Below are 26,453 nucleotides of genomic sequence, written 5' to 3' on the forward strand. Positions count from 1 at the left end.
GGCGCGCTCCTACACGTTTGCCCTGTAGGAGCGCGCCTTGCGCGCGACCAGACTGGCGACTGCCTTCGGCTCACCCCATGGGATCGGTTATCCTGATCCCCATGACCGACCGCCTCCCCGAACCCGGCGCCGACGAGCGCGCCCACTCCGAACACCTGTCCGCCCTGCTGCGTGAAGAAATCGCCGCGCATGGCCCGATGCCGTTCTCGCGCTTCATGGAACGCTGCCTCTATACCCCCGGCCTGGGCTATTACAGCGCAGGCAAGACCAAGTTCGGCGCAGACGGCGACTTCGTCACCGCCCCCGAGCTGGGCACGCTGTTTGCCCGCTGCGTCGTACGCGCTTTCGAGCCGGTGCTGGCGTCGCTGGGGCCGGATGCCGACTTCATGGAGATCGGCGGTGGCAGTGGTGCCTTTGCGGAAGCTGCGTTGCGCGCGCTCGATGTCGCTGGGAAGGTCCCGCGCCGTTACATGATCCTGGAGCCCAGCGCCGACCTGCGCGAGCGCCAGCGTGAGCGCCTGCATGCCAACCTGCCGCCGGCACTGGCGGCGCGGGCTGTATGGCTCGACGCTCCGCTGGAAGAAGAATGGGAGGGCGTGCTGTTCGCCAACGAGGTGATCGATGCGCTGCCGACCACGCGCTTCACCACGCGCGACGGCGAGGTCTACGAGGAATACGTGGTGCTCGATGGCGATGGCAGGTTTCATCGCAACGACCGCCCGGCCGACGTGCTGGTCAATGGCGCGGTCCGCCATGTCGAGCGTGACCTCGGGCGCGAATTCGAGGCCGGTTACCGTACCGAGATCCTTCCGCAGCTGCCGTACTGGATGCAGGCGGTGGCGGGAACGCTTCGCAAGGGCGCGATGATCTTTGCAGACTATGGGTATACGCGCAGCGAGTATTACCTGCCCGAGCGCACGGACGGCACCTTGCGTGCGTTCTACCGTCATCGCGCGCATGGCGATGCGTTCTTCCTGCCGGGTCTTCAGGATCTCACGGCGTCGGTGGATTTCACGGCGCTGGCCGAGGCGGGTAACAGTGCCGGCTTCGGTGTAGCCGCGTATGTGCCGCAGGCGCAGTTTCTTATCGCTGCCGATATGCAGGAGTTTTTCGAGAATGACTACCTTGCGCTGGATGACGAAGCGGCGCGTTACCGACTGGCGCAGGAAGTGAAGAAGCTCACCCTGCCGGATCAGATGGGGGAGCGGTTCCAGGTGATGCTGTTTGCACGGGGTGTGGATCCTTCGGTGTTGCCGGAGGCCGTGCTGGCGGCGGATCAGGGGGCGCGGCTTTAGGGTTCGGCGTTTCGCGATGACGGTCGCGCGCAAGGCGCGCTCCTACAAGGGCGGCCGCGCAACCACAACGAAGCGACACCCCAACTGTAGGAGCGCGCCTCGCGCGCGACCACCTTGATCCGAAGCCGGCAGCCAAGCCCCGCGGCTCACCCATTCCCCGCCAGCATCGCCCGGATCTTCGCCATATGCGATTCCGCGGTGTCTTTCTTCACCTCGGCATCCGCTTCCGGATCCTGCCCATCCCAATGCAGATCATCCTGCGGCAGCTCTTCAAGAAACCGGCTGGGATCGTTCGACAGCACCTCGCCGTACTTCTTGGAGCGTGACGCATACGAAAGCGTCAGCATCTCCTTCGCACGCGTGATACCCACATACATCAGGCGCCGCTCCTCATCGAGCCGGCCTTCATCCAGCGCGCCCTCATGCGGCAGCGTGCCATCCTCGCAACCCACGATGAAGACGAAGCGGAATTCCAGGCCCTTCGCCGAATGCAGCGTCATCATGCGCAAGGCATTGCCGGGATCATCACGATCGGCATGGCTCAGCAAGGCCAGCTGCTGCGCGATGTCGCCGGTGCGGCCACCATCGCGGCCCATGGCGCGGAACCAGTCCATCAGCTCGCGTATATTGCCCAGGCGGCGCTCACGCAGGGCATCATCCGGTGTCGTCGCTGCAATGTGCGCGCCATAGCCGGTTTTCTCTACCACGGTGGCGACGAGATCCGCCGCACTCTCGTGCACGGCGTGACTGCGCAGCTCGTCCATCAGCCGCGAGAAACCCGCCAGTGCAGAAGCAGGGCGCGCGGCCAGGTTCTTCAGCGCGGCATCGCTGCGCGCGGCATCCAGCAACGAGGCATTGCGCGTCTGCGCGATCTGGCCCAGCTTTTCCAGGGATGTCGAACCGATCTCCCGCTTGGGCACGTTCACCACGCGAAGAAACGCCGCATCGTCGGTGGGATTGGTGAGCAGGCGCAGATAGCAGAGGATGTCCTTCACCTCGGCACGGTCCAGGAACGACAGCGCGCCACTCAGGTGGTAAGGCACCTTGGCCAGGCGCAGCGCCTTTTCCAGCGGACGTGCCTGGAAATTGCCGCGATACAGGATGCAGAAATCATCCCATCGGCAACCCTTGTCCTTGTACTTCTCGTGCAGCGTGGACGCGATGGCGGCAATGCGCTCGGCTTCGTGATCGCCGTCCTTGCACTCGATCACGCGGATGGGTGGGCCTTCGACGTGGTCGCTCCACAATTTCTTCTCGTGAACGTGCGGATTGTTCGCGATGAGATGGTTTGCCGCACGCAGGATACGCTTGGCACAGCGATAGTTCTGTTCCAGCTTGATCACGCGAAGCTGCGGGAAGTCGCGACCCAACTGGTCGATGTTTTCCGGGTTGGCGCCACGCCAGGCGTAGATGCTCTGGTCGTCATCACCCACGCAGGTAAAGCGCGCCTTCGGCCCTGCGATGGTCTTCAGCAGGCGATACTGTGCGTCGTTGGTATCCTGGTATTCGTCCACCAGCAGGTAGCGCAGGCGCTCCTGCCAGATCGCGCGCGCATCGGCATCGGTTTCGAGGATGCGCAACGGCAGGCGGATGAGGTCGTCGAAATCCACCGCGTTGAAGGCAGCGAGGCGCTGCTGGTAAAGATCGTAGATCGTCGCCGCCTCGATCTCGCGCGGCGTACGTGCGGCAGCCATGGCTTCTTCCGGCGTGAGGCCGGAGTTCTTCGCCTTGCCCAGCAGGTTGCGGATGCCGGTGATCACCTCGGGCTTCACGCCCTTGGGCGACAGCTCCTTGATCATGTTCGCGCTGTCTTCGGCATCCAGCACCGAGAAGCCGCGGCGCAGCTGCGCGCGCTCGTGCTCGATCTGCAGGAATTTCAGGCCCAGCGCGTGGAAGGTGCACACGGTAAGCGCCCGGGCGGCATCGTCGGAGATGAGCCGGCCCACGCGCTCGCGCATTTCCTTCGCGGCCTTGTTGGTGAAGGTGATCGCCGCGATCTTCTCGGCCGCCAGGTGCCGCCGGGAGATCAGGTGCGAGATCTTCTCCGTGATGACACGGGTCTTGCCGGAGCCGGCGCCGGCCAGCACAAGGAGGGGACCGTCGCAGTATTCGACGGCCGCGTGTTGTTGGGGGTTGAGCATCGGATCGGCCGGGGTGGACTGGCGGACGAGGCCCCGGATGGTAGCAGGTGGCGGACCGGGGGCGGGCGGAGCCGGCGGGGGCGGGTTTGGGTACCATGTCCGGTCACGAACGGACCGGGCCCGCATGGCAAAGCTGTATTTCTACTACTCGGCAATGAACGCCGGAAAGACCACGACCCTGCTGCAGAGCGCCCACAACTATCACGAGCGCGGCATGCGGACGCTGATTCTCACGCCCGCGCTGGACGACCGCTATGGCGAGGGCGTGGTGGCTTCCCGGATCGGCCTCCAGGCCCGCGGCGTGCGCTTCGGCGCCGAGGACGACCTGCTGGCGGCCGTGGAGGCGGATATCGCCGCCCGGGGTCCCCTGCACTGCGTCCTGGTGGACGAGGCCCAGTTCCTGAGCAAGGCCCAGGTCTGGCAACTGTCCGACGTGGTGGACAACCTGAACATCCCGGTCCTGGCCTATGGCCTGCGCACCGACTTCCGGGGCGAGCTCTTCGAAGGCAGCCGCTACCTGCTGGCCTGGGCCGACAACCTGGAAGAGATCAAGACGATCTGCCACTCCGGGCGCAAGGCGACCATGGTGGTTCGCGTGGATGAACACGGGCGTGCCGTGACCCAGGGGCCCCAGGTTGAGATCGGCGGCAACGACCGCTATGTCTCCGTGAGCCGTGCCGAGTTCAAGAGCATCACGGCCGGCGATGGCCGGATCGAGCTCCAGCAGTCCGTACTGCCCCTCGGCGAAAACGACACCAACGAAGGAAATCCCGCGTGACCGAGACGACGACCCCCGCCGCCGAATGGCCGCGCCCTTACTGGCAGCCCAGCGACGAGCAGGCTGTACTGCTGTACTTCGTTTTCGGATCGTTCGCCGAGGACGTGGTGATTCCGTCGTCGAAGTACGGCAGCCCCGGCCTGCCTGAAGGCATCGAGATGCAGCGCATGCAGAACACGGTGCTGGCACGCTGGGAGGGCTATCCCCTGGCTGGTGCGCTGGGTGACCTGCTGAACGAGGACAACCCCGAAGGCTACAAGGCCGCCAGGGCGGCACCCCACGTCATGGTGATTCGCGGGCGATTCCCCGATCGCGAGAGCCTCGATTACCTGCGTGACACGCTGGGCGTCGTCGCCGCACTGACCGACGTCGGTGGCAAGGTCGTCGTGGACCCGCAGATTCTCACCCTGTTCGATGCGAAGGACTGGCGTGAGCACTATCTCGTACCCGGCGGTGCGCCGCCGCGCCATCATGTGCTGATCCTGTGCAGCCCCGAGGAAACCAAGGGCCGCTCGTGGATCCGCACGCGTGGCATGCGTAAGTTCGGTCGTCCGGACGTCAGCGTCACCAACGTGCCCGATCACGACATCGACCGCGTCGGCGTGCTCACGGAAAACTTCGTGGAACTGGCCGCTCTGGGTTCGCGTTTCGAGGAAGGCCAGCTGATCGATGTCACGGGCGTGCGCGGTGGCCTGAAGGTCGCCCTGTCCGGTGACGAGAGCGACCCCCGGTTCAACAACTCGCACGCAGCGATGCGCTGGCCGGATTAAAGCGCCTCAGGGCGAGGTTTCGACCACCGCCCTTATCACCTCGCCGGCCAGCCTGCCTCCGTTCAGGCGGTCGGCGATGACGCCTCCGAACTCCTGGCCGTTCTCGAAGTTATGCAGTACGGCCGACTTGCCGTACAGATCCTCGGCCGCCGATACACGCATGGCAGGGCTGTTCCATGCATCGTTGCCGCCGATCAGCCGGAACGTGGTGCCCTTGGGTATGTCGCGGAGCACGGCCGAACGGGCCTTGCGCGGTGGGCAGCGATGTCCCTTGTCCGAAGCGAAGGACTCCGAGTGGCTGGCCCTGGCCGGGATGGCGCAAAGACGATTACCTGTGCCGCTGACACCATCGAACAGCTCGATCGTTCCCATGTTCAGCGAGCCGGCCACACTGCCGAGCTGGCCGTTGTGGAAGAAATCCACGGCCACGAAGTTCGGTTTGCGTCGCGCCGCCGCGTGGCATTCGTTGTCGATCCGGCTGCGCAACACGTTGTAGTTGTTGTCGGTGGGCGCATGATCGCCGAAAGGCGAGGTGTGGAAATGGTTCATCACGAACAGGCGTGACCAGGTGCGGTTCCACACCTGTGCCGTGTCGAGCGGCACCGAGTTCCATCGCGACCGGCACGAATGGTCATGCGTGAAGATGGTGTCGCCGATGCTCCAGTAGTTTTCCACCGTGTAGTCGCTGTCGTACATCACGTGCAGCGGTCCGCTGGCGGTATCCATATCGCCGCTGTTGGCCAGCCTCTGCGAGAAGACGAGCAGTCGTTGGCCGCTGTTGACCATCTGCTGATACGTGGGCCATTGGGCGGTAGCCCAGCGATTGGGGTTGAAGACCTGCGGTGCCAGTCCCGTCACACTGGAAAAGGCATGGGCCAGTTCAGTGCGGTTTACGTAGTCCTCCAGGTGGAGCGTGACGATGGCATCCGGCTGGCGCGAGAGAAAGGGGAGGATCGTGCCATTGAGCAGCGACGAGAACGTCGGCTCGGTACCGATGCAACTGCCGTGGCAAAGCCGTACGGCACCTGCGGAATAATGAAGGTCCAGCATCAGGCTGCGGACGCCGGAGTCGAGCTGTTCCCTGATGGAAAGCGTCTGGCTGGGGAAAATCGTAGTAGCGAACGCATTATGCGTCGATATCCACGTGTACTCGTTGAACGGCCGGTTCGGGTTGTCGGCGTAAGGAATATCCGCGTGTGCGCTGCTACAGGCGAGCAGTGCCAGCGTTGACAGCATCAACTTCTTCATAAGCATCCATGCTTCGGGTGGGTGCCGGGAAGAGTAGATGAGGGCCAGGACTACGCGATGTAGGGCTTCGCCGCGCAGCGGTGTCGGCCTAGGGAGGCTTGCCGTTCGTTCAGTGCTGGCAGTTCGGGCAGAAGAACGATGCTCGCTGTCCCAGTGTCACCACGCGGATCGGTGTGCCGCATACCTTGCATGGTTCGTTGGCACGCCCGTAGGCAAACAGCTCCTGGAAGAAGTATCCGGGGGCGCCGTCGGGCGACAGGAAATCGCGCAGGGTGGTGCCGCCGCGCGTGATGGCATAAGCCAGGATGCGTTTCACCTCGTCGGCGAGCTTTGCGTAGCGCTCCCGCGAGACCTTGCCGGCTGCGCGGCGCGGATCGATGCCTGCCGCGAACAGCGCTTCGCTGGCGTAGATGTTGCCCACGCCGACCACGATGGCGTTGTCCATCAGGAAGGTTTTCACCGGGGCACTGCGTCCGCGCGACAGGTGCCAGAGCACGTCGCCGTCGAACGCGTCGGTGAGGGGTTCGGGGCCGAGGTTTTCCAGAAGCTGGTGCGTTTCGCCCGGCTTCTGCCACAGCAGCGCGCCGAACCGTCGCGGGTCGGTAAAGCGGAGTACGCGATCACGCTCAAGCACGATATCCACGTGGTCGTGCTTGTTGACCGGCGTGTCGGAAGGCAGCACGCGCAGCATGCCCGACATGCCCAGGTGCAGCAGGGCGGTGCCCAGCTGGGTGCGCAGCAACAGGTACTTCGCGCGCCGGTCTACCGATTCGATGACCTGTCCCGGCAGAAACTGCGTGACCTCGCCCGGGATCGGCCAGCGCAGGTCGGGACGTCGCAGCACGACATCGCGGACGCGGCGGCCTTCCAGGTGCGGGGCGATGCCGCGGCGGGTGGTTTCGACTTCGGGCAGTTCAGGCATGGGCGAAAGATGGGGTGTTTGTCAGCGACAGGCAAGCACCTGTAGGAGCGCGCCTCGCGCGCGACCGGGTTTTGCGAAAGGCGGGTCGCGCGCAAGGCGCGCTCCTACAGGGGGAGGTTCCGCGTTCTGGGGGCTCTGGGCAGCGCTTGCGCCGCCACGAAAGCGATCCGGTCGCCTACCCGCACATAGCGCTGCTTGCCCAGGGCCGTCATCTCACCGAACTCGATACGTGTCCCATCGAGCACGAGTACGGCAGCCGGAGAGGCCAGCCCGATCTTCGCCGCATCGAAGTCCGCGGCCGGTTTCCATGCGTTTACCGGGGTCGTCGCCAGCGCCGCCAGCTCGTCGGCCCGGCCTTCGTCGGCGGGGGTGCCAGAGGTGTCGATCCAGTGCCCCGCGCGACGTTCGAAGCGCTGCGATGGGTAACCCTTCAACGCCACATCGATGCGGCCGATGGCGTCGGGATCGAGCGTCGTCAGCCGGTGGGCGCGTGCGTCGGTTTCGTCGGTGTGCCATTCCCACGCAACGGCGCCGACCAGGATCACCAGCACGAAAAGTGCAGCCAGCCGAGCCTTCATGTCAGCGCTTCCGGCGGCGCCATGCGATGCCCGTGCCCAGCCCGAGCAGGAATAGCGGCAGCGCGACGAGGAAGCCGAAGGTGATGGCGTTGAGTCCGCCCTGGGACAGGGCGATGGCCCGGTCGGGTGCGCCGCGCGAGGGCAGGCTGACCAGTACGTCGTCGCCCAGCAGCCAGTCGATGACCCGCTCGCCGAGCGCGCGGTTGCCACCGTTGCCAACGAAGGTATTGGAGAGGAAGTCGCCGTCGCCGATCACCACGGCACGCTGTTCGCTCTTTGTCGGATTCGGTGAAAGCCGGTTGAGGGCAAAACCGAAATCCAGCGGCCCCTTCATTTCGCCATGTTCCGGATGAAAGGCGATGGTGGACGGCTTGTCGTTGTCGATGCCACCGAAGGCCGTCCAGCTGCGTTCGCCCGAACGCAGGAAGGGCACCACGGCCCAGTCGTGCGCGGAGACCTGCGCCAGCGCCGACGCCTGCGGAAACAGCGTGGTGTCACGGAACGCCCGCGTGATCGCATGGAACGGGTAGTCCCCCAGTACGACGATGCGCGGGTCCTGCACGTTCAGCGTGCTGCCCTGGCCGTCCACCAGCACGCCCGGCAGCACGCGTATGCCGAGCACGTCGGCCAGCGGCGCGGTGCCGAGATCGTCATTCGCTGGCTCGGTAAGCCACAACAGGTTGCCACCGTCGCGCACGTAGTCGACGAGGGCCTTCACGCTGCCGGCGGGCAGGGCGACGGAGGGACTCGCGAGCACGACCAGATCGGTGTGTTCGGGCACGCCACGCGTCTGGCTGAAGTTCAACGGCACCGCGCGCACGCCGCGTCGCTCCACCTGGCCCATGAAGGTGCCCAGGTCGGCATTGGCGTGGCCGTCGGCCTGGCGTTCGCCGTCACCGGTGACGAAGGCGATCACGCGCTCACCGCCACGCGCCAGTCGTTCGAGGGCGTTGGACAGGTTGCGCTCGTTGATCGGGCTTTCCACCCGCTGCTCGTGACCCTTGTAGCGCACCAGCAGGGCACCGTCGCCGCTGATACCGAGCTGACGTGAGGCGGCGGGATCGAGGTCCGGGTCGATGAAGGAAAGGGTGAGGTCCTTCTTCTCGCGCAGGTAGCGCTCCATGACCCCGGCGATCTGTTCACGCAGGGGGCCGGTCGGCGACAGATAGCCCACTACGTCGACCGGGCCGTCGAGGGTATGCAGCACCGCGATGCTTTCCGGCGCGAGGCTGGCGCGCGCGCCGCGCGTCCAGTCGGCGGTCCACGGATGGCGCGTGCTGAGAAAGCCGATGCAGCCCGCACCGATGAAAAGGGCAATCACGACGAAGAGGCGGTCGAAGCGTCGCATCACTGGCGCTCCCTGTCGGCGCCCAGCCGGCGTACGGCCAGCGTGAGCGCAAGAGCGATCGCCAGCGCGAACCAGACGAGATCGGTGGATGACACGAGGCCACGCAGCAGGTTCTGGAGATGCGTCGCGAGCGTGAGCCATTCGAGGAAACCGCCGTTCACGCCCGCGGCCTGCGCACCACGATCGATCGTCCATAGCGCCAGGGTGACGATCAGGGCGGCGGCGGCCGCGATGGCGGGAAACGTGGTGGCGGCCGAGCACGCGATGCCGATGGCGGCCAGTGTGGCGAGGGTCAGTGCGGTACCGAGCGTGGCAGCGGCAAGCTTGCCCCAATCGGCCGTGCCCTGGATGCCGACCACGAGCGGCATGGCGAGCGTGGCGAGCAGCCATAGCGCCAGCCAGGCGAGCACGGCGAGGTATTTGCCCAGCACGACACGCCAGGGCGAGAGTCCCGTGGACAGCAGTAGCGGCAAGGTGCCGGAGCGACGCTCGCCTGCCAGCGCGGACATGGTCATCAGCGGCACCACGAGGAAGGCCAGCTTCACCAGTTCGGCCAACAGGGGAATGGCGACCAGATCGGTAAAGCCCGGGGCGTCGGCCACGGCGGCCAGTTTCACCTGCGCCCCGAGGAACTGGCCCAGGCCCAGCACGAAGGTCCAGGCCAGCCATGCGATGGTAAGCGCGGCCAGTGCCCAGGCCAGGGGGCGTACGGCGAGCCGGCGCAGCTCGAGGCGGGTCATCGCGGCGAGACTCATGCGACCGCTCCCGTGGCGATGGCGAAGAAGGCCTTTTCCAGCGTGGCGTGGTCGCCCAGCGGCGCATCGTGGCGCAGGCGCCCTTCGTGGAGAATGACCACGCGGTCGCAGACCGCCACGACCTCACCCAGTACGTGGGTGGAAAGGATCACGGCACCACCTGCCGCCGAGCGCTCGCGGATCAGCTTGCGCAACTCGCCCACCTGCACGGGATCGAGTGCGTTGGCCGGCTCGTCGAGGATCAGCAGCGGAGGTTCGTGCAGCAGCGCGCAGGCCAGCCCCAGCCGCTGGCGCTGGCCCTGGGACAGGACCCCGGCAAGGCGGCGGCGCAGATCGCCCAGTTGAAGACGTTCCATGACCGTATCGGCGGCACGACGGGCCTCGGCCCTGCCGATACCGCGCAGCGCGGCGAAGGCGGCGAGGTGTTCGTCCACCGACAGCTCAGGCCACAATGGCGCGGCTTCCGGCAGCCAGCCGACGGTACGACGGGCGAGACCAGGATGGTTGTCGAACCGCTGGCCGTCCAGTTCGATGCGGCCCTCATCAGGGCGCAGGGCGCCTGCGAGCATCGCCAGCGTGGTGGATTTGCCCGCGCCATTGACGCCGAGCAGGCCCAGGACTTCGCCCCGGTTCAGCTTGAAGGAAAGCTCGCTGACGGCCGCGCGGCCAGCGCGGCGCCGGGAGACCCCGGACACATTCAGGATAGGTGTCGCATTCATGCAGATACGTCGCCCAACGCCGGGTTACGCGCAGCATCTTGCGGACATCTTGCCGCAGCGTGTTGATCTCTCTGAACGGCTTGAGGGGCAATCATCCGGCGATTGTGCGCAAACGGCCGTTGAAACGACAGTCGCCGACTTCACATTTCCTCTAACACCGTGCTGGTGGGTATGGAAACCCCCCGCTAGACTGGGCCCTGCACATCTCTTTCATCCTTAGCGCGGTACCGACCCGATGCTCGACACCCTGCTCGATTTCCTGGCCAACGGCCTCACCCGCGCAAGCTGGGGCGAGATGCTGGTCTATCTGCTGGTCGTCACGCAGCTCACCATCTTCACGGTGACGCTGTACTACCACCGCAGCGCCACCCATCGCGGTGTCGACTTCCACTGGACCCTCAACGGTTTCTTCCGTTTCTGGGGCTGGCTCACCACCGGCATGGTGGTGAAGGAGTGGGTCGCCATCCACCGCAAGCACCACGCCAAGGTCGAGACCGAGGAAGATCCGCACAGCCCGCAGGTCTTCGGCATCAAGAAGGTCTTCCTCGACGGCGTGTCGCTCTACCGTGAGGCCAGCTACAACAAGGCCGACATGGAGAAGTACGGCCGCGGTACCCCGGACGACTGGTTCGAGCGCACGCTGTTCGGCAAGCACCCGTACTGGGGCCCGACGCTGATGGCCATCATCAACCTGTCGCTGTTCGGCGTGGTCGGCATGGCTATCTGGGCCATCCAGATGATCTGGATCCCGTTCTGGGCCGCCGGCTTCGTGAACGGCATCGGCCACTGGTGGGGCTACCGCAACTTCGAAAGCTCCGACACGGCCACCAACATCTCGCCGTGGGGCTTCTGGATCGGCGGCGAAGAGCTGCACAACAACCACCATGCCTTCCCCAGCTCGGCGAAGTTTGCCCTGCGCAAGTGGGAGTTCGACATCGGCTGGGCGGTGATCTGCGGCCTGCGTGCCGTGCGCCTGGCCAAGGTGCTGCGCGTGGCTCCCACGCTCAACATCCGCCCGAACGTGCACCTGCCGGACGCCGAAACGCTGAAGGGCGTGCTGGCACTGCGTTTCCAGGCCACCACCGACTACTACCGCAACGTCATCCTGCCGACGCTGCGCGAAGAAGCCGGCCAGGCCGGTGAAACCATCAAGGCCGTGCCGCGCCGCCTGCGCCGCGCCCTGGCCGACGGTGGTCGCTGGCTCGACAACGATGCCCGCGAGCGCATGCATGCTGCCCTGGCCAATCGCCCGGCGCTGCGTACGGTATGCGAGTTCCGCGCCCGTCTCGTGGCCCTCATGGAAGAGCGCGGTGCCGAGAAGTCGCTGAAGGCGCTCCAGCAGTGGATCGTCGAGGCCGAGGAAAGCGGTATCCGCTCGCTGCAGCAGTTCGCGCAACGGCTGAAGGGCTATTCGGCGGTGGGCGCGTAAGCGCTCTTCGCCTGGCTCGAAAAAGCCCGCCATCCGGCGGGCTTTTTTTTGGCTCATCGACGCAACCCGCTTATGTAGGAGCGCGCCTTGCGCGCGACCGGGTTATCGCGACAACCGGTCGCGCGCAAGGCGCGCTCCTACAGAGCAGTGCGGTCCATGCATCCGGAAAGCGCCCATAAAAAAAGGCCGCCTTGCGGCGGCCTTTTCGCAAGATCACTTGATCTTGCCTTCCTTGTATTCGACGTGCTTCCGGACGACGGGGTCGTACTTCATGAAGACCATCTTTTCCGGGGTGTTCTTCTTGTTCTTGGTGGTCGTGTAGAAGTGACCGGTGCCCGCGGTGGAAATCAGGCGGTGCTTATCGCGCTTGCTTGCCATGGTGCGATCTCCTTAGATCTTTTCGCCGCGGGAACGGAGGTCGGCCAGCACGGCTTCGATGCCGTTCTTGTCGATCGTGCGCAGGGCGTGGTTGGAAACGCGCAGCTTGACCCAACGGTTTTCGCTGGCGACCCAGAAGCGGCGCTCGTGCAGGTTCGGCAGCCAGCGGCGACGGGTCTTGTTGTTCGCGTGCGAGACGTTGTTACCGGTCTGCACACCCTTGTTGGTGACTTGGCATCTACGGGCCATGGTGGCCTCCTTTAGATTCTGTTGGACCGCCCTTTGGCCAGGGTGGCGACGGCCCAGCAACGACCCGGGAAGGGGGCGCCACGCGACGGCTGGAGATGGAACGCTTCCGCCATTGAAGAGGCCCGCATCGCGTAACGGACCCAGCCGACATGTCGGCATGGCATAGGGAAGCCGGGCATTCTCTCAGATTCCGACGGTCTGTAGCAAGTCGGACTGTGCGCTGTCATACGATGTATGAAACAATCCGGCCTTTCGCGCCGCTGGCGTGAATCCACACCACACGACGCATTCGAGGAAAGACCATGGCAGAGATCAACGCCAACGGCCAGGCCGGCCAGCCGCAGCTCGTGCTGCAGAAGATCTACGTGAAGGATGCTTCGTTCGAAGCCCCCAACGCCCCGCAGATCTTCCAGGAAATGGGCGAGACCGAGGCCCAGCCGCAGGTCCAGCTCAACCTCGGCCACAAGGCCACCGACCTCGGCAACGACATGTACGAAGTCGTGCTCAGCCTCACGCTCACCTGCGCCCTGGGCGAGCGCACCGCCTACCTGGCCGAAGTGCACCAGGCTGGCATCTTCGGCATCGCCGGCTTCCCGGAGCTGGACCGCGACGGCATCCTGGGCTCGTACTGCCCGAACCTGCTCTTCCCGTATGGCCGCCAGATGGTCTCGGCGATGGTCCAGGAGGGTGGATTCCCGCCGTTCCTGCTGCAGCCGATCAACTTCGACGCCCTGTACGCCGAACAGCAGCGCCAGCAGCTCGAGGGCGCCGGGGCCCATCCGCTCAACAGCTGAGCATGAGCGCTCCCTCCCGACCCACCGTCGCCGTCCTCGGCGCCGGTTCCTGGGGTACCGCGCTGGCTGCACTGCTGGCGCGAAACGAGGTTCCCACCCGGTTGTGGGGGCGCGACGCGGATGCGCTGGCGGCCATGGCCGCCGCGCGCCGTAACCTGCGCTACCTGCCCGACCTCGACCTGCCGCCCGAACTCACCTACGAGAGCGACCTCGCTGCCGTGCTGAAGGGCGTGGGCATCGTGCTGATCGTGGTGCCGAGCCATGCTTTCGCGGCCATGCTCGACCAGATCGTGCCGTTGCTCGAACCCGGCGCGAAGGTGTCCTGGGCGACCAAGGGCTTCGAAACCGGTACGGGCCGCTTCCTGCACGAGCTGGTGAACGAGAAGCTGCCGGGTCGTCCCGCGGCGGTCGTCACCGGGCCGTCGTTCGCCCGCGAGGTCACCGCCGGCCTGCCCAGCGCCGTCACGGTGCATGCCACCGACGAGGCCTTCGGCAAGGAGCTGGCCGTGCTGCTGCACGCGCCGAATTTCCGCGCCTACACCGGCCACGACATCCTCGGTGCCGAGCTTGGCGGCGCCATGAAGAACGTGCTGGCCGTGGCCACCGGCGTGGCCGATGGCATGGAGCTGGGCCTCAACGCCCGCGCCGGCCTCATCACCCGCGGCATGAACGAGATGCTGCGCCTGGGCGTGGCCCTGGGTGCGCGTGCGGAAACCCTCATGGGTCTCGCAGGCCTTGGCGACCTCGTGCTCACCTGCACGGGCGACCTGTCGCGCAACCGTCGCCTGGGCCTGGCCCTGGGGCGTGGTACCCCGCTCGACGAGGCCGTGCGCCAGATCGGCCAGGTGGTGGAAAGCGTGGTCACGGCCGATGAAGTAGCCCGCCTCGCGGCGGCCCACGGCCTGGACCTGCCCATCTCCGCCGCCGTCCAGGCGGTGCTCCACGGCGAGGTCACGCCCGCCGAAGGCCTGCGCACCCTGATGGGGCGCGAGCAGAAGGCCGAGTACCCCGTCGACCTCTTTCCGGGTCGCCAGCACTGAAGACGCGGCCCGGTTCGCTGAACCGGGCCGGTCCACCGGGTAAAAAGTCCTACCGGAACGTCATCATCCCTTTGCTAAGCTTCCTGTTTTGGTCGCGCGGGCGGGATCGACACGGATGCATCAACCGGACGACAAACGTAGGCATGCCGGGACGGCTGGAGCCCTGCCACCGGCATGGCGCCGCGTGCTCGGCGACAAGGGCGCGCCGGCCCCCGTCAGCGAGCGCACGGTGCTCGGCTTCTTCCTTGAAGGCGTGAACGACGACCACGAGCCGGCCGCCCGGCTGGATGCGGCTCCCGTACTGCTTTCCGTGGGTGAAGACGGCCGTTACTCGCGGCCGCTGCCGCTGGATGCGCGGCATCTGCCGGAGGTCGCGCTCAGCGTGACCGAGAAGCGGCTGGCCGCCACGGTGCTGGGCCTGCCGCAGACCCTGCGCAAGAGCCGTAGCTATGCCCGCTTCACGGGCACGCTCGGCGATCACCTGCTGGCCGACATCCTCGACAGTGCACCGTGCTTTTTCGGCGGAGTTGCCGGCCTTCAGCTGTCGCGCGGCAAGGCCGTGCCGCTCAACTGGCGCTGGCAGCTGGAGAAGGACGGCAGCCAGAAGCTGCTCCCGGCGGTGCCGGCCAGCCAGCGCCTGTTCCGCGTGGGTACGTTGTGGTTCCTCGATGCCGAGCACGCCGAAGTGGGTCCCTTGCAGGGCGATCCGGACGAGAGCGCGTGGCTGGACCTGCCGCCGCTGTCGCCGGAAAACACGGGCGCCTTCCGCGACGGCCTGGTCCGCGCGCATACCGGCGACCGCGTGCCCGCGCCCCAGGTTTTTGGTGAGCTGAAGAAAGCCGAGGTCGCGCCGCGCCCCATCCTTACCCTGCACGCGCTGACCCGGCATGCCCGCCTGGCAGCCGGTACACCGCCGCTGGCGTATGGCCGCCTGTCGTTCGACTACGCGGGCGAGCGCCTGCCGGGTCGGGGCGGTGAGCCGCTGGTGCGTCGCGTGCGTAACGGCGTGCTGCTGGAAATCGCCCGTCGCCGCGCCGAAGAACTGGCAACCATGGAACGGCTGGAAGCGGTAGGCCTCAACCCCGCCGTGGATACCGAGGGCCTGCCCTGGGACATGGCCGATACCTTGCCCGAGGATGCCTGGCTGTTTCCCGGCAAAGGCTATGCGGGTGCGCTCGAAGTGAATACCCCCGCACGCTGGCTGGCGCTGCGTCCCAAGCTCGAAGTCGATGGCTTCGTGATGGAGTACGCACCGAGCTTCCCGTTCGAGGTGCTGGAGGGGCCGGTCCACTGGTACGGGCAGGCCAAGGAAGACGATGCCGACCGCGCCTTCGATCTGGAAATCGGTATCGAGGTGGAAGGCAAGCGCGTGAACCTGCTGCCCGCCGTGGCGCAGGCACTGGCCGAACACCAGCTCAGCCTGAGTCCGGCACCGGGCGAGGCTGAGGATTCGGTCTGGTATGCCCCGGTCGACGAGCGTCGACGCGTGCCGGTGCGCCTGAAGGAGTTGCGTGGCCTGCTTGCGCCGCTGGCCGAATACCTCGAAAAACCGCGCCAGCAACTGCACCTGCCCCGCGTGCAGGCCGGTCGCCTGGAAGAACTCGCGCAGGCGCTGCCCAGCGGTGGTTCGTTCGAAGCGCCGGAGCGTCTGCGCGGTTTTACCCGCCGCCTGCGTGAAGCGGCCGAGCGCGCGAGCGATGCCGTGCCGGAAGCTATCCAGGCCACGCTGCGCGGTTACCAGCGCGACGGCCTGCGTTGGATGAATGCCCTGGCCGAAGCCGGCACCGGCGGCGTGCTTGCCGACGACATGGGCCTGGGCAAGACCTTGCAGCTCATCACCCACCTGGTTGCACTGAAGGAAAGCGGCTCGCTGAATTCACCTGCGCTGGTGGTGGTGCCGACCAGCCTCGTGCCCAACTGGGTGTCGGAAGTGGCGCGTTTCGCGCCCGGGCTTCGCCTGCTGGCGCTGCATGGTCCGCAGCGAGCGGAGGCATTCGCGCATATCGCGGAGCAGGACGTCATCCTCACCACGTATGCGTTGCTGCCGCGCGATGTAGAGACGCTTAAAAAACAGCCGTTCTCGCTGGCGGTGCTGGATGAGGCACAGCAGGTCAAGAATCCTCGTACACAGGCGCGTCGTGCACTGCTTGCGTTGAACGTGCCGCGTTGCCTGTGTTTGACCGGTACGCCGCTTGAGAATCACCTTGGCGAATTGTGGTCGCAGATCGATCTCGCGGTGCCTGGCCTGTTGGGTGATGAAGGTGCGTTCCGTCGTCACTATCGCGTGCCCATCGAGAAGCATCAGGACATCGCGTGCCAGGAGCGCCTGAATCGTCGCATCGCGCCGTTCATCCTGCGCCGTACCAAGTCGCAGGTGGCATCGGAATTGCCGGCGAAGACCGAAATCACGCGTCGCGTGGTGATGGAGCCGAAGCAGCGCGATCTTTACGAGAGCCTGCGCTTGTCGCTGGCCGAAGAGTTGCGCGAGGTGATCGCGCAGCGTGGCATCGCGCACAGTGGCATCGTGGTGCTCGATGCGCTGCTGAAGCTGCGCCAGGTCTGCTGCGATCCGCGACTGGTGAAGCTCGAAGCCGCGCGCGGCGTGCGTGAGTCGGCGAAGTTCGAACTGCTGATGGACATGTTGCCGGCCTTGCTTGCCGAAGGCCGTCGCGTGCTGTTGTTCAGCCAGTTCACCGAAATGCTGAAGCTCATTGCCCATGAGCTGGATCGCCGTCGCATCACCTACGTGACGCTCACGGGCGAAACGCGTGATCGCGCGGAACCGGTGCAGCGTTTCCAGGATGGCGAGGTGCCGTTGTTCCTGTTGTCGCTGAAGGCCGGTGGCGTGGGTCTGAACCTCACGTCCGCCGATACGGTCATTCACTACGATCCGTGGTGGAATCCGGCCGCCGAAGCGCAGGCCAGCGATCGTGCGCACCGCATCGGCCAGGACAAGCCGGTGTTCGTGTATCGCCTGATCACGGCGGGCACGGTGGAGGAGCGCATCGAGGAACTGAAAACCCGCAAGGCCGAACTGGCCGACGCCGTGCTCGAAGGCGGTGGCAGCCGCGAACGCCTGAGCTTCGACGAAAGCGACCTCGACGCCCTGCTAGCCCCCTCACCCTGATCCCGTAGGAGCGCGCCCAGCGCGCGACCGGCCGTAGCGAGACATCCAGCCTTAACCTGACCATGTAGGAGCGCGCCTTGCGCGCGACCGGACGTAGCGACATGTCCGGTCGCGCGCAAGGCGCGCTCCTACAAACACGTGTGGTTGCGCGCGACAGCTCGTCAGCGATGCAGCGGCGTACCGCCCGCCTCGACAATCGCCAGGGCGGCGCCGCCGATGAGGCCGGGTTCCGGATTCATGATGGCCTGGGTGGGCACGCCTTCCATGGTGTCGCGGAAACGACCCTTGGCCTCGAAGCGCTCGCGGAAATGACCGGCCTGGATCCAGGGCAGCAGGATCGGGGTCATGCCGCCGGTGAGATACACACCGTCCCACGCACCGAGCGTGAGCACCAGGTCGCCTGCCACGCTGCCGAAGATGCCGGCAAACGTTTCGACGGCGCGCGTGCACATGGGGCAGCTGTCGTCGGTGCCGGACTTCTGGCCCGGCAGCAGTGCGCGCTTGGTGATGTCCTCGGCGCGGATGCTGTCGTCCGGCTTCTGGCCGGCGATCTCGCAGATCGCGGAGTAGAGGTTTTCCAGACCCTGGCCGCTGATCAGGCGCTCGTTCGAGACACGGCCGTAACGCAGGTTGAGGACCTTGAGGATCTCGATATCGTCGGCGCTGTGCGCGGCGAAGCCGGCATGGCCGCCTTCGGTCTGCAGCACGCTCACCTTGTCGCCGCGGATCAGCAGGCCGCCCACGCCAAGGCCGGTGCCCGGGCCCACGACCACGAAGGTCTGTTCTTCCTTCGCGCCGATCTTCGGCACCGGGAGGTTGCCGACGGCTTCCAGCTCGCGGTGGCCGGCCTGGTCGACGACCTTGTCGGCGCTCATGAGCATCACGGCCATGGACTGCGCGGCGAAGTCGTTCACCAGGTGGACCCACTCGAGGTCCAGTTCCTTGGCGAGCGCGTGGCCGTTGATGGCCCAGGGATTGTTGGTGACCTTGACGGTCTCGCCGTTATCGATGCGGCCGGCGGCGGCAATGATGGCGCGCTGGGCGGGGTGCCCGGTTTCCTTGAAGTACTGCTTCGCGGCGTCCGCCAGCGAGGGGTAGTCCTTGACGTGGTAGCGACGAATGCTTTCCTGGATAAGCGGTTGTTTTTCTTTCGGATGTGCGATGCCGAACCGCACATTGGTGCCGCCGAGGTCGGCGAGCAGGGTCGGCGCCGCAGCGCTAACGTTGGCCATGTTGAAAAACCTGTCGTGTCACGGATAGCCCGCAAGGTTGCCTCGCGCGGGGGCTGCCGTCCAGTGACGATTTCTTCAGCGGGCTCTTCACGTAATAGCGTGCGAGGCCCTTCATCGACACTTTGACGTAAACGATTACGTCGGCAGAATACTCCATTGTCCGGTGCCTTGGCAGGCTTGCCTTGCGCTTTCCGGACGCATGGGAGAGCAGGTGATGGCAGCGGTCCGCCTCGACAAGGTGCGCAAGGTATACCCCAACGGCCACGTGGCCCTGAAGGAAGCAAGCTTCGACATCGCCGATGGCGAACTGCTGGTGCTGGTCGGCCCCTCGGGCTGCGGCAAGACCACCTTGCTACGCATGATCGCGGGCCTGGAATCCATCTCGGACGGCACGATGACCATCGGCGACCGCGTGGTGAACGACGTGGCGCCGAAGGATCGCGACATCGCCATGGTGTTCCAGAACTACGCGCTGTATCCGCACATGAGCGTGCGCGAGAACCTGGGTTTCGGCCTGCGCCTGCGCGGCGTGGCAAAGGAGGAAATCGACCGTCGCGTCGGCGATGCCGCTGCCATGCTCGGCCTGGATGAGCGGCTGGATCATCGTCCGGCTGCGTTGTCCGGCGGACAGCGCCAGCGCGTGGCCCTGGGCCGTGCGATGGTCCGCGATCCGGCCGTGTTCCTGCTCGACGAGCCGCTGTCCAACCTCGATGCGAAGCTGCGCCTGTCTACCCGCGTGGAGATTGCACGCATCCATCGTCGCGTGGGTGCCACCATGGTGTATGTCACCCACGACCAGATCGAGGCGATGACGCTGGGCCAGCGCATCGTCGTGCTCAACGGCGGTGTCATCCAGCAGCTCGATACGCCGATGAATCTCTACAACAAGCCGGCCAATCTGTTCGTGGCCGGTTTCCTCGGCAGCCCGGCGATGAACCTGTTCCACGGCACGCTGCGTCGCGAGAACGGCCTGCGCCTGGTCATGAAGGATGCCTCGATGGCCCTGGGCACCGATTCACCTGCGCTCGCGGCCTGGATCGACAAGCCGCTGATCGTGGGCGTGCGCCCGGAAGACCTGCTCACCGTGGCAGACCATCCGGGCACCGACGAGCGCCTGCATGCCCATGTGGACGTGGTCGAGCCGGTGGGTAATGAGGTGTTCCTCAACATGCGGCACGGGCAGGACGAGCTGGTTTCCCGCGTGCCCCCGCACAGCACGGTGCAGGCCGGCACCGACGTGTCGCTGGGTTTCCGGCCAGAACGCCTGCATTTCTTCGACCCCGACACCACGGGGCGCCTCGACGCATGATCCGCGCCCGGTCGGTTGTCCGTGATCATGTTGTGAATAAGAACCATTCTTATTAAGATGGGTGTGACGCCGCTCACGTAATGCGGCGACCCGACATCCCGGCCGCCAGCCGGAGGCCCCGCCTCCTTCGCAAGCACCCGCCACCGTGCCCTCCGGGGCACGTACGTCCTTAGCGAAGGAAGACATCCGTGTTGCAGAAGAACGCCCTCGCCGCGCTGATTGGCGCGGCTCTCACCTGTGCTGGCGCCGCGCATGCCGCCGAGGCTGCCGCGCCCGCCCCCTCCACCGACGACCTGCCCCGCGTCACGGTGACGGCCATCGGCTCCGCCTTCAAGTTCGATGTGCCGGCCACGGTCACCGTCATCGACCGCCAGAAAATGGACCGCCACCTCGTGGCCGACATCCGCGACCTGGTGAAGTACGAACCAGGCGTGTCCGCCGTGGGCACGGCCGGCCGCTGGGGTCTGGACAGCTTCAATATCCGTGGCCTGGATGGTAACCGCGTCGCGATTCTCACCGATGGCGTGCCGGCATCCACTTCGTTCGGCTTCTCCACCACCGGCATGCGTGCGGGTCGCAGCTTCGTCGATCCCGACACGCTCAAGAGCGCGGAAATCATTCGTGGCCCGGCGTCGGCGCTCGATCCGTCCGACGCGCTTGGTGGCACCGTGCGTTACGTCACCAAGGACCCGGCCGATTACCTGAAGAACGGCAAGGACACCTACGCCTCGATCAAGGAGCGCTACAACAGCGCCGACCGCTCGCTGGGTACGTCAGTGACGCTGGCCGGTGGCACGCCCACCAACGGCGTGGTCTTCGTGGCCGATCACCGTGAAGGCAGCGCGCTGAACAACAAGGGCGACATCTCCACGTCGAACTACCTGCGCACGCGTCCTGATCCGCTGTCGTTCAGCACCACCAGCGTGCTCGGCAAGTACGTGCACATCGCACCGTCTGGCCGCGAGGATCGCGTCACCGTCGACATGTACCGCAACAGCACCACCACCAACGTGCTTAGCGCGCTGGGCCAGCCGGGACAGACCCTCCTGGGTTCGGACAAGGCCGACGACCGCGCCACGCGTTTCCGTCTGTCGGTGGGGCAGCGTTACACCAACATCGACCTGGGCATTGCCGATCGTCTGGAATGGGATGCCTACTGGCAGAAGTCCGAGACCGAATCGACCACGCAGACGCTGGCGAACGTCGTATCACGCAAGGCTACTTATGACCGCACCTTCCTCAGCGATCTGAACGAACGGTTGTTCGGTGGTCGCCTGGCGCTTTACAAGTCGATCACCGGCGGCAGCGTGGAGCAGCGTATCGCCTACGGCGTGGAAGCCTCGCGCACGACGCCCACCGGTTCGCTGGGCGGACAGGGTCGCGATATCGCCACGGGCATCGTCTCAAGCAACACCCCCTACATGCCCGAAAACTATCCGCTGCGCTTCTTCCCGCGCAACGACACCGATCGCTACTCGGTCTTCGGGCAGGATGAAATCGCCATGCTTGACGGGCGCCTGCGCATCACCCCGGGTGTGCGCTGGGATCACTACGCGTTCAAGCCGGACCATAACGACCCGTATTACAACAGCTCCTTCGTGGCGAGCGGCCTCAACGAGGTGAAGAAGGACCGCTTCTCGCCGAAGCTGGGCATCACCTATGCGGTGACCGATGCCATCGAGGTCTACGGGCAGTATGCGCAGGGCTTCCGTCCGCCGCTGTATAGCGAGCTGGCCGTGGCATGGGGCACGCCGCGCCTGTACGGCATCATTCCCAACCCGAACCTCAAGCCGGAAACCAGCAAGGGCGTGGAGATCGGCATCCGCGGCAATGGCGAGCTGGGCTACTTCTCGGCCAGTGCGTACTACAACCGTTATCGCGATTTCATCTTCGGTGGCTATACGCTCAACGACAAGAGCCAGTGGCCGCAGTGGGCAGTCCAGCAGAACCTGCTGATCCTGATGCAGGCCGTGAACTTCCCGAAGGCCACGATCAAGGGCGTGGAAGCCTCCGGTGGCCTGATGCTCGGTGCCTTCAGCGACACGCTGCAAGGCTGGCGCATCGAGGGCAACCTGGCGGCATCGCGCGGCGACAAGCAGGTGACCGGGCAGCCGGGCTGGACGCCGCTCAACAGCGTCGATCCGCTGAGCGCCGTGCTGGGCATTTCCTACGATGCGAAGACCTGGGGCGCCGAGCTGATCGGCAAGGGCGTGCGCCGCAAGACGCGCCTGGACAGCCCCACGCTGTTCCGCGCACCGGGGTACGCCACCCTCGATTTCTACGCGCACTGGAAGCCCGTCGAGCCGGTGGAGCTGTCGCTGGGCCTCACCAACCTCACCGATCGCAAGTACTGGGACTGGGGCAACCTGCACGGCGGCGTGCTCGCCAATGTCGGCAGCCTCAACGGCGGTGGCGTCGATGACGCCCAGGTCGCCAGCGCCCAGATCGAGCGCCTCACGATGCCCGGCCGCGCCATCAGCGCCTCCGTGCGTTACACGTTCTGAAGGAGTCAGTCGTCATGCAAGAAATCACCGCTCCCCCGACCCCGCGTATCGATATTCCCGCGTTGATCAGCGGCTGGCGCCAGCTGCGCGAAACCGAGCCCGGCCTGCGTGCCCGTGATGCCGCCGAGCGCCTTGGCGTGAGCGAAGGTGCCCTCGTGGCCAGCCGCGTCGGCGACGGGGTGACCCGCCTGGAAGGCGACCTGCCTACGTTGATTCGCGACCTGCCTCAGCTGGGCCGCGTGATGGCACTCACGCGCAATGCGTACTGCGTGCATGAGAAGAAAGGCCAGTACAACAACATCGATATCGGCGGCACGATGGGTATCGTGCTCGACGAGGACATCGACCTGCGCCTGTTCCTGAAGCACTGGCGCTATGGCTTCGTGGTACGCGACCAGTCGCGTGGCCGCGAGCTGGAAAGCCTGCAGTTCTTCGATGGCGATGGTCGCGCCGTGCACAAGATCTACCTCACGGACGAAACCGACCGTTCGGCATGGCGCATGCTGGTGCATCGCTACACGGCGGCCGTGCAGTCGCCGCTGATCGATTGCGTGACGGTGGACGAACCCCTGCCCGAACAGCTTGCCGACGATGCCGTGGATACCGCTTCGTTGCGTGACAGCTGGCGTGCGCTGCGTGATCCGCACGATTTCTTCGCCATGCTCCGCAAGCACAAGGTCACCCGGACCCAGGCCTTGCGCCTGGTGGGCGACGAGTTTGCGGACCGTGTCGTCGACGACGCCTTGCGCACCGTGCTGGAAGCCGCTGCCGAAGGCGGCGAGCCGCTGATGGTTTTCGTCGGCTCGCCAGGCGTGGTGCAGATCCATACCGGTGCCGTGCAGAACGTGAAGATGGCCGGTCCCTGGCTCAACGTGCTCGACAACGGTTTCAACCTGCACCTGCGCACCGATGCCATCGACAGTGCGTGGATCGTGCGCAAGCCGGTACCGGAAGGCGTGGTGACCTCGCTGGAACTGTATGCCGCCGATGGCACGCAGATCGTGCAGGTGTTCGGCAAGCGCAAGCCAGGTATCCCGGAACGTGACGACTGGCGTGCGTTGCTCGCACGCGTGGAGAAAAAGGCATGAAGATGAAGCGCTATGGCCTGTTCGTGGCCCTGATGCTGCCGCTGGCGGCCACCGCCGCCACGCGCGTGGTGTCGCTCGGCGGCGATGTCACCGAGACGATCTATGCGCTGCATGCGCAGGGGGATCTTGCCGGTGTCGACTCCACCAGCCTGTTCCCTGCCGATGCGACGAAGCTGCCCAACGTGGGTTATGTGCGCCAGCTCAGCGCGGAAGGCGTGCTGGCCCTGCGCCCACAGCTGATTCTCGCCACGCATGATGCGGGCCCGGATAGCGCGATGGGCCAGATCCGCGATGCGGGAGTGCGTATCGAGACCCTGCCGGTCTCCCGCACGCCGGAAGACATCGAGAACAAGATCCGCACCATCGGTCGGTTGCTCGGCCACGAGAAGGATGCCGCCACGCTCGCCGACCAGGTGGCCGCGCGCTTCACCGAACTGGCGAAGGCCGTGGCCGCCATGGGCACGCATCCGCGCGCCGTGTTCCTGATGTCCACGGGGCAGGGCAGCCCGATGGCCGCAGGCAAGGACACCGCGGCCGACCGCGCCATCGTGCTCGCCGGCGGCGTCAATGCGGCGACCGGCATCGAAGGCTACAAGCCGGTGTCGCCCGAGGCACTGGTGGGACTCAAGCCCGACGTGATCCTGCTCATGAAGGAACGCGAGGATGCCGTGGGTGGTCTCGACGGCGTGCTCAAGCTGCCGGGCGTGGCCGATACGCCGGCCGGCAAGGCGAAGCGGATCTACTTCGTCGAAGGACAGGCCTTGCTCGGCTTCGGCCCGCGCACGGCAGAGGCCGCCTCGGACCTCCAGCGCCGCTGGGCGACGGCCGCGCGATGAATGCCGTGACCGCCGCTATCCCGCGCGTACGCTCCCGTCGCGGTGTCGCCCTCCTGGCCCTCGTGGCCCTGCTGCTGGCGACATCGCTGTGGAATCTTTCGCGTGGCGCCATCGATATCCCGGCGAGCCAGATCATAGGGGCCCTGGCTCGCTGGTTCGACGGGATGGCGGCGGTCGGGGATGACAACGTGGTGCTGATGCTGCGCCTGCCACGGCTGGTGCTTGCCGTGCTTGTGGGTTCGGCGCTGGCAAGCGGCGGCGCATCCATGCAGGGCCTGTTCCGCAATCCCCTGGCCGATCCCGGACTCATCGGTGTGTCGTCGGGTGCGGCGCTGGGCGCGATCGCCGCCATCGTCATCGGCGGGCAGGCCGGTTCATGGCTCGTGGCACTGTGCGCCTTCATGGGTAGCCTCATCGCCACATCCACGGTGTATGTGCTGGGTCGCCGCCGACCGGGCGTGGCGAACCTGTTGCTGGCCGGCGTGGCGATCAATGCCATTGCCATGGCGGGCGTGGGCCTGCTCACGTATATGGCGAACGAACACCAACTGCGCGACCTTACGTTCTGGACGCTGGGAAGCCTGGGTGGTGCGGGCTGGTCGAAGGTGGGCATCGTGGCGCCGTGGATACTGCTGCCGCTGCTGTGCCTGCCGAAGGCGGCGAACGCGCTGAATGCACTCCTGCTGGGTGAAGGCGAGGCGTCGCTGCTGGGTTTTCGTCCGGAGCGTTTGCGGCCGTTGCTCGTTGGCCTCGTCGCCTTGTCGGTGGGCGCGGCGGTGGCGTTTTCGGGTGTGATCGGTTTTGTCGGTCTCGTCGTGCCGCATCTGCTGCGCATGATGTTCGGTCCCGACCATCGCTTCCTGTTGCCGGCTTCGGCACTTGGCGGGGCATCGTTGCTGGTGGCAGCCGATGCACTCGCGCGCACGGTGGTGGCGCCGGGCGAACTGCCTATTGGCGTGCTGACGGCGCTGGTGGGTGGCCCGTTCTTCCTGTGGCTGCTGATTCGTCGCAACGTGGGGGAGGGTGTGCGATGACGGCCTGTCTGGTAGCAACCGACGTTTCATTACAGCGCGGTGGGCGCGTGGTGCTGAAGAAGGTTTCGATCACGGCGCGACCCGGCCGTCTGCTCGTCCTTGTCGGGCCGAACGGTGCGGGCAAGAGCACCCTGCTCGGCGTGTTGTCGGGACGCCTTGCACCGGAAACCGGCCGCGTGACACTCGACGGCCGTTCGTTGCAGCAGTGGCATCCGCGCGACCTCGCGCGTCGACGTGCGATGCTGTCACAGCGTGTCGATCTTGAATTCGGTTTCGGCGTGGATGAAGTGGTGGCGCTTGGTCGCAGCCCGCATGCCGCCGATACGCTGCGCGATGCCCGCATCGTCGACGGCGCGCTGCGCGCTGCGCACGCGTGGAATCTCCGCGGCCGCAGCTACATGGGCCTTTCCGGTGGGGAGCAGCAGCGTGTGCAGTTGGCCCGCGTGCTGGCCCAGGTATGGGATGGTGCGGCGGAAGGCAGCTGGTTACTACTGGACGAACCCGAAGCCGGTCTCGACATCGCGCACCAGCATTTCATCCTGCGTCGCGCGAAGGAATGCGCAGAGCAGGGTTTCGGTGTCATCGCCGTACTGCATGACCTCAACCTGGCCGCCCGCTACGCGGACGACATCGCCGTCCTGGCCAACGGCGAACTCCATCGCCACGGCGCCCCCACCGAGGCCCTCGACACCGCGCTGCTCTCCAGCATCTACGGCATTCCCCTGGCCCGCCACCCCGGCATCGACGCCGCCTGACCCGTGTAGGAGCGCGCCTTGCGCGCGACCGGTATGGCCAGTAAATCCACGTTTTCGCGATAACCGGTCGCGCGCAAGGCGCGCTCCTACAGGAAGCCGGTGCCTGCGCCTTGTTGAAAACCGT

The 26,453-nt window shown here is 66.0% G+C and carries 23 protein-coding genes; 13 read left to right on the top strand and 10 right to left on the bottom strand.

Annotated elements, in window-relative coordinates; genetic code table 11:
• Positions 1–101: 101 nt before the first annotated feature.
• Entirely contained in the window at positions 102–1,295 is a 1,194-nt protein-coding gene (locus HBF25_RS02780; RefSeq protein WP_166946305.1) for a class I SAM-dependent methyltransferase, read from the top strand.
• 146 nt (positions 1,296–1,441) lie between these two features.
• Here the strand turns inward: HBF25_RS02780 and HBF25_RS02785 are convergent, their stop codons facing one another.
• Complete coding sequence (locus HBF25_RS02785) at positions 1,442–3,436, bottom strand: UvrD-helicase domain-containing protein (protein ID WP_166946307.1); 1,995 nt, start codon at positions 3,434–3,436, stop codon at positions 1,442–1,444.
• Positions 3,437–3,560: 124 nt separating this feature from the next.
• Here HBF25_RS02785 and HBF25_RS02790 point away from each other — a divergent pair, with 124 nt between their 5' ends.
• Both HBF25_RS02790 and HBF25_RS02795 read left to right on the top strand, forming a co-directional pair.
• Positions 3,561–4,214: a thymidine kinase gene (locus HBF25_RS02790; RefSeq protein ID WP_166946309.1), complete on the top strand. Its 654-nt coding sequence runs from the start codon at positions 3,561–3,563 to the stop codon at positions 4,212–4,214.
• Positions 4,211–4,984, top strand: a complete 774-nt coding sequence (locus tag HBF25_RS02795) for a hypothetical protein (RefSeq protein ID WP_166946311.1) — start codon at positions 4,211–4,213, stop codon at positions 4,982–4,984. Before HBF25_RS02790 ends, HBF25_RS02795 begins: the two co-directional genes overlap by 4 nt.
• Positions 4,985–4,990: 6 nt before the next feature.
• Here HBF25_RS02795 and HBF25_RS02800 read toward each other — a convergent pair whose 3' ends face one another.
• From HBF25_RS02800 to HBF25_RS02825, 6 genes are all read right to left on the bottom strand, one after another.
• Positions 4,991–6,232 carry a phosphatidylinositol-specific phospholipase C domain-containing protein gene (locus HBF25_RS02800; protein ID WP_166946313.1) on the bottom strand — a complete coding sequence of 414 codons (1,242 nt, stop codon included), beginning with the start codon at positions 6,230–6,232 and terminating at the stop codon, positions 4,991–4,993.
• Between the two features lie 109 nt (positions 6,233–6,341).
• Positions 6,342–7,154, bottom strand: coding sequence for a bifunctional DNA-formamidopyrimidine glycosylase/DNA-(apurinic or apyrimidinic site) lyase (gene mutM / locus HBF25_RS02805; RefSeq protein WP_166946315.1), 813 nt, complete (start codon positions 7,152–7,154; stop codon positions 6,342–6,344).
• Positions 7,155–7,258: 104 nt separating this feature from the next.
• The gene (locus HBF25_RS02810) at positions 7,259–7,732 is read right to left on the bottom strand and encodes a hypothetical protein (protein WP_166946317.1); all 474 of its coding nucleotides are present in this window, start codon (positions 7,730–7,732) and stop codon (positions 7,259–7,261) included.
• A gap of 1 nt (position 7,733) precedes the next feature.
• The gene (locus HBF25_RS02815; protein ID WP_166946319.1) at positions 7,734–9,080 is read right to left on the bottom strand and encodes a GldG family protein; all 1,347 of its coding nucleotides are present in this window, start codon (positions 9,078–9,080) and stop codon (positions 7,734–7,736) included.
• Positions 9,080–9,835, bottom strand: a complete 756-nt coding sequence (locus HBF25_RS02820) for an ABC transporter permease (RefSeq protein ID WP_166946321.1) — start codon at positions 9,833–9,835, stop codon at positions 9,080–9,082. Before HBF25_RS02820 ends, HBF25_RS02815 begins: the two co-directional genes overlap by 1 nt.
• On the bottom strand, positions 9,832–10,554 hold the full coding sequence (locus HBF25_RS02825; protein WP_166946323.1) for an ABC transporter ATP-binding protein: 723 nt from the start codon (positions 10,552–10,554) through the stop codon (positions 9,832–9,834). Before HBF25_RS02825 ends, HBF25_RS02820 begins: the two co-directional genes overlap by 4 nt.
• Positions 10,555–10,789: 235 nt before the next feature.
• Between HBF25_RS02825 and HBF25_RS02830 the strand changes: the two genes are divergently transcribed.
• Positions 10,790–11,983 (top strand): DesA family fatty acid desaturase, encoded by a 1,194-nt coding sequence (locus tag HBF25_RS02830; RefSeq protein WP_166946325.1) that lies wholly within the window; start codon positions 10,790–10,792, stop codon positions 11,981–11,983.
• A gap of 213 nt (positions 11,984–12,196) precedes the next feature.
• Here the strand turns inward: HBF25_RS02830 and rpmG are convergent, their stop codons facing one another.
• A complete protein-coding gene (rpmG, locus tag HBF25_RS02835) occupies positions 12,197–12,361 on the bottom strand; it encodes a 50S ribosomal protein L33 (RefSeq protein ID WP_036109728.1) in 165 nt (54 codons plus the stop codon).
• Between the two features lie 12 nt (positions 12,362–12,373).
• The gene (rpmB, locus tag HBF25_RS02840) at positions 12,374–12,610 is read right to left on the bottom strand and encodes a 50S ribosomal protein L28 (RefSeq protein WP_089981369.1); all 237 of its coding nucleotides are present in this window, start codon (positions 12,608–12,610) and stop codon (positions 12,374–12,376) included.
• A gap of 302 nt (positions 12,611–12,912) precedes the next feature.
• On the opposite strand from rpmB, the gene secB reads away from it, so the two are divergent.
• The 3 genes from secB to HBF25_RS02855 all read left to right on the top strand — a co-directional run bounded on the left by secB (position 12,913) and on the right by HBF25_RS02855 (position 17,571).
• Entirely contained in the window at positions 12,913–13,404 is a 492-nt protein-coding gene (gene secB, locus HBF25_RS02845) for a protein-export chaperone SecB (protein WP_166946327.1), read from the top strand.
• A 2-nt stretch (positions 13,405–13,406) separates the two neighbouring features.
• Positions 13,407–14,444, top strand: a complete 1,038-nt coding sequence (locus tag HBF25_RS02850; RefSeq protein ID WP_166946329.1) for an NAD(P)H-dependent glycerol-3-phosphate dehydrogenase — start codon at positions 13,407–13,409, stop codon at positions 14,442–14,444.
• Between the two features lie 115 nt (positions 14,445–14,559).
• Positions 14,560–17,571: a DEAD/DEAH box helicase gene (locus HBF25_RS02855; protein WP_166946331.1), complete on the top strand. Its 3,012-nt coding sequence runs from the start codon at positions 14,560–14,562 to the stop codon at positions 17,569–17,571.
• A 161-nt stretch (positions 17,572–17,732) separates the two neighbouring features.
• On the opposite strand, the gene glk is transcribed toward HBF25_RS02855, so the two are convergent.
• A complete protein-coding gene (gene glk, locus HBF25_RS02860) occupies positions 17,733–18,803 on the bottom strand; it encodes a glucokinase (protein ID WP_166946333.1) in 1,071 nt (356 codons plus the stop codon).
• Positions 18,804–19,017: 214 nt separating this feature from the next.
• Between glk and HBF25_RS02865 the strand changes: the two genes are divergently transcribed.
• The 6 genes from HBF25_RS02865 to HBF25_RS02890 all read left to right on the top strand — a co-directional run bounded on the left by HBF25_RS02865 (position 19,018) and on the right by HBF25_RS02890 (position 26,329).
• The gene (locus HBF25_RS02865; protein ID WP_166946335.1) at positions 19,018–20,112 is read left to right on the top strand and encodes an ABC transporter ATP-binding protein; all 1,095 of its coding nucleotides are present in this window, start codon (positions 19,018–19,020) and stop codon (positions 20,110–20,112) included.
• Positions 20,113–20,300: 188 nt separating this feature from the next.
• A complete protein-coding gene (locus HBF25_RS02870; protein ID WP_166946336.1) occupies positions 20,301–22,616 on the top strand; it encodes a TonB-dependent hemoglobin/transferrin/lactoferrin family receptor in 2,316 nt (771 codons plus the stop codon).
• Between the two features lie 14 nt (positions 22,617–22,630).
• Positions 22,631–23,704: a hemin-degrading factor gene (locus tag HBF25_RS02875; RefSeq protein WP_166946338.1), complete on the top strand. Its 1,074-nt coding sequence runs from the start codon at positions 22,631–22,633 to the stop codon at positions 23,702–23,704.
• On the top strand, positions 23,701–24,540 hold the full coding sequence (locus HBF25_RS02880; RefSeq protein WP_166946340.1) for a heme/hemin ABC transporter substrate-binding protein: 840 nt from the start codon (positions 23,701–23,703) through the stop codon (positions 24,538–24,540). The genes HBF25_RS02875 and HBF25_RS02880 overlap by 4 nt, the downstream gene beginning before the upstream one ends.
• Positions 24,537–25,574: a FecCD family ABC transporter permease gene (locus HBF25_RS02885; RefSeq protein WP_166946342.1), complete on the top strand. Its 1,038-nt coding sequence runs from the start codon at positions 24,537–24,539 to the stop codon at positions 25,572–25,574. Before HBF25_RS02880 ends, HBF25_RS02885 begins: the two co-directional genes overlap by 4 nt.
• The gene (locus HBF25_RS02890; RefSeq protein ID WP_166946344.1) at positions 25,571–26,329 is read left to right on the top strand and encodes a heme ABC transporter ATP-binding protein; all 759 of its coding nucleotides are present in this window, start codon (positions 25,571–25,573) and stop codon (positions 26,327–26,329) included. The genes HBF25_RS02885 and HBF25_RS02890 overlap by 4 nt, the downstream gene beginning before the upstream one ends.
• Positions 26,330–26,453 lie beyond the last annotated feature (124 nt).

Origin of the sequence: Luteibacter anthropi, from assembly GCF_011759365.1 — a bacterium.
GTDB lineage: Bacteria > Pseudomonadota > Gammaproteobacteria > Xanthomonadales > Rhodanobacteraceae > Luteibacter > Luteibacter anthropi.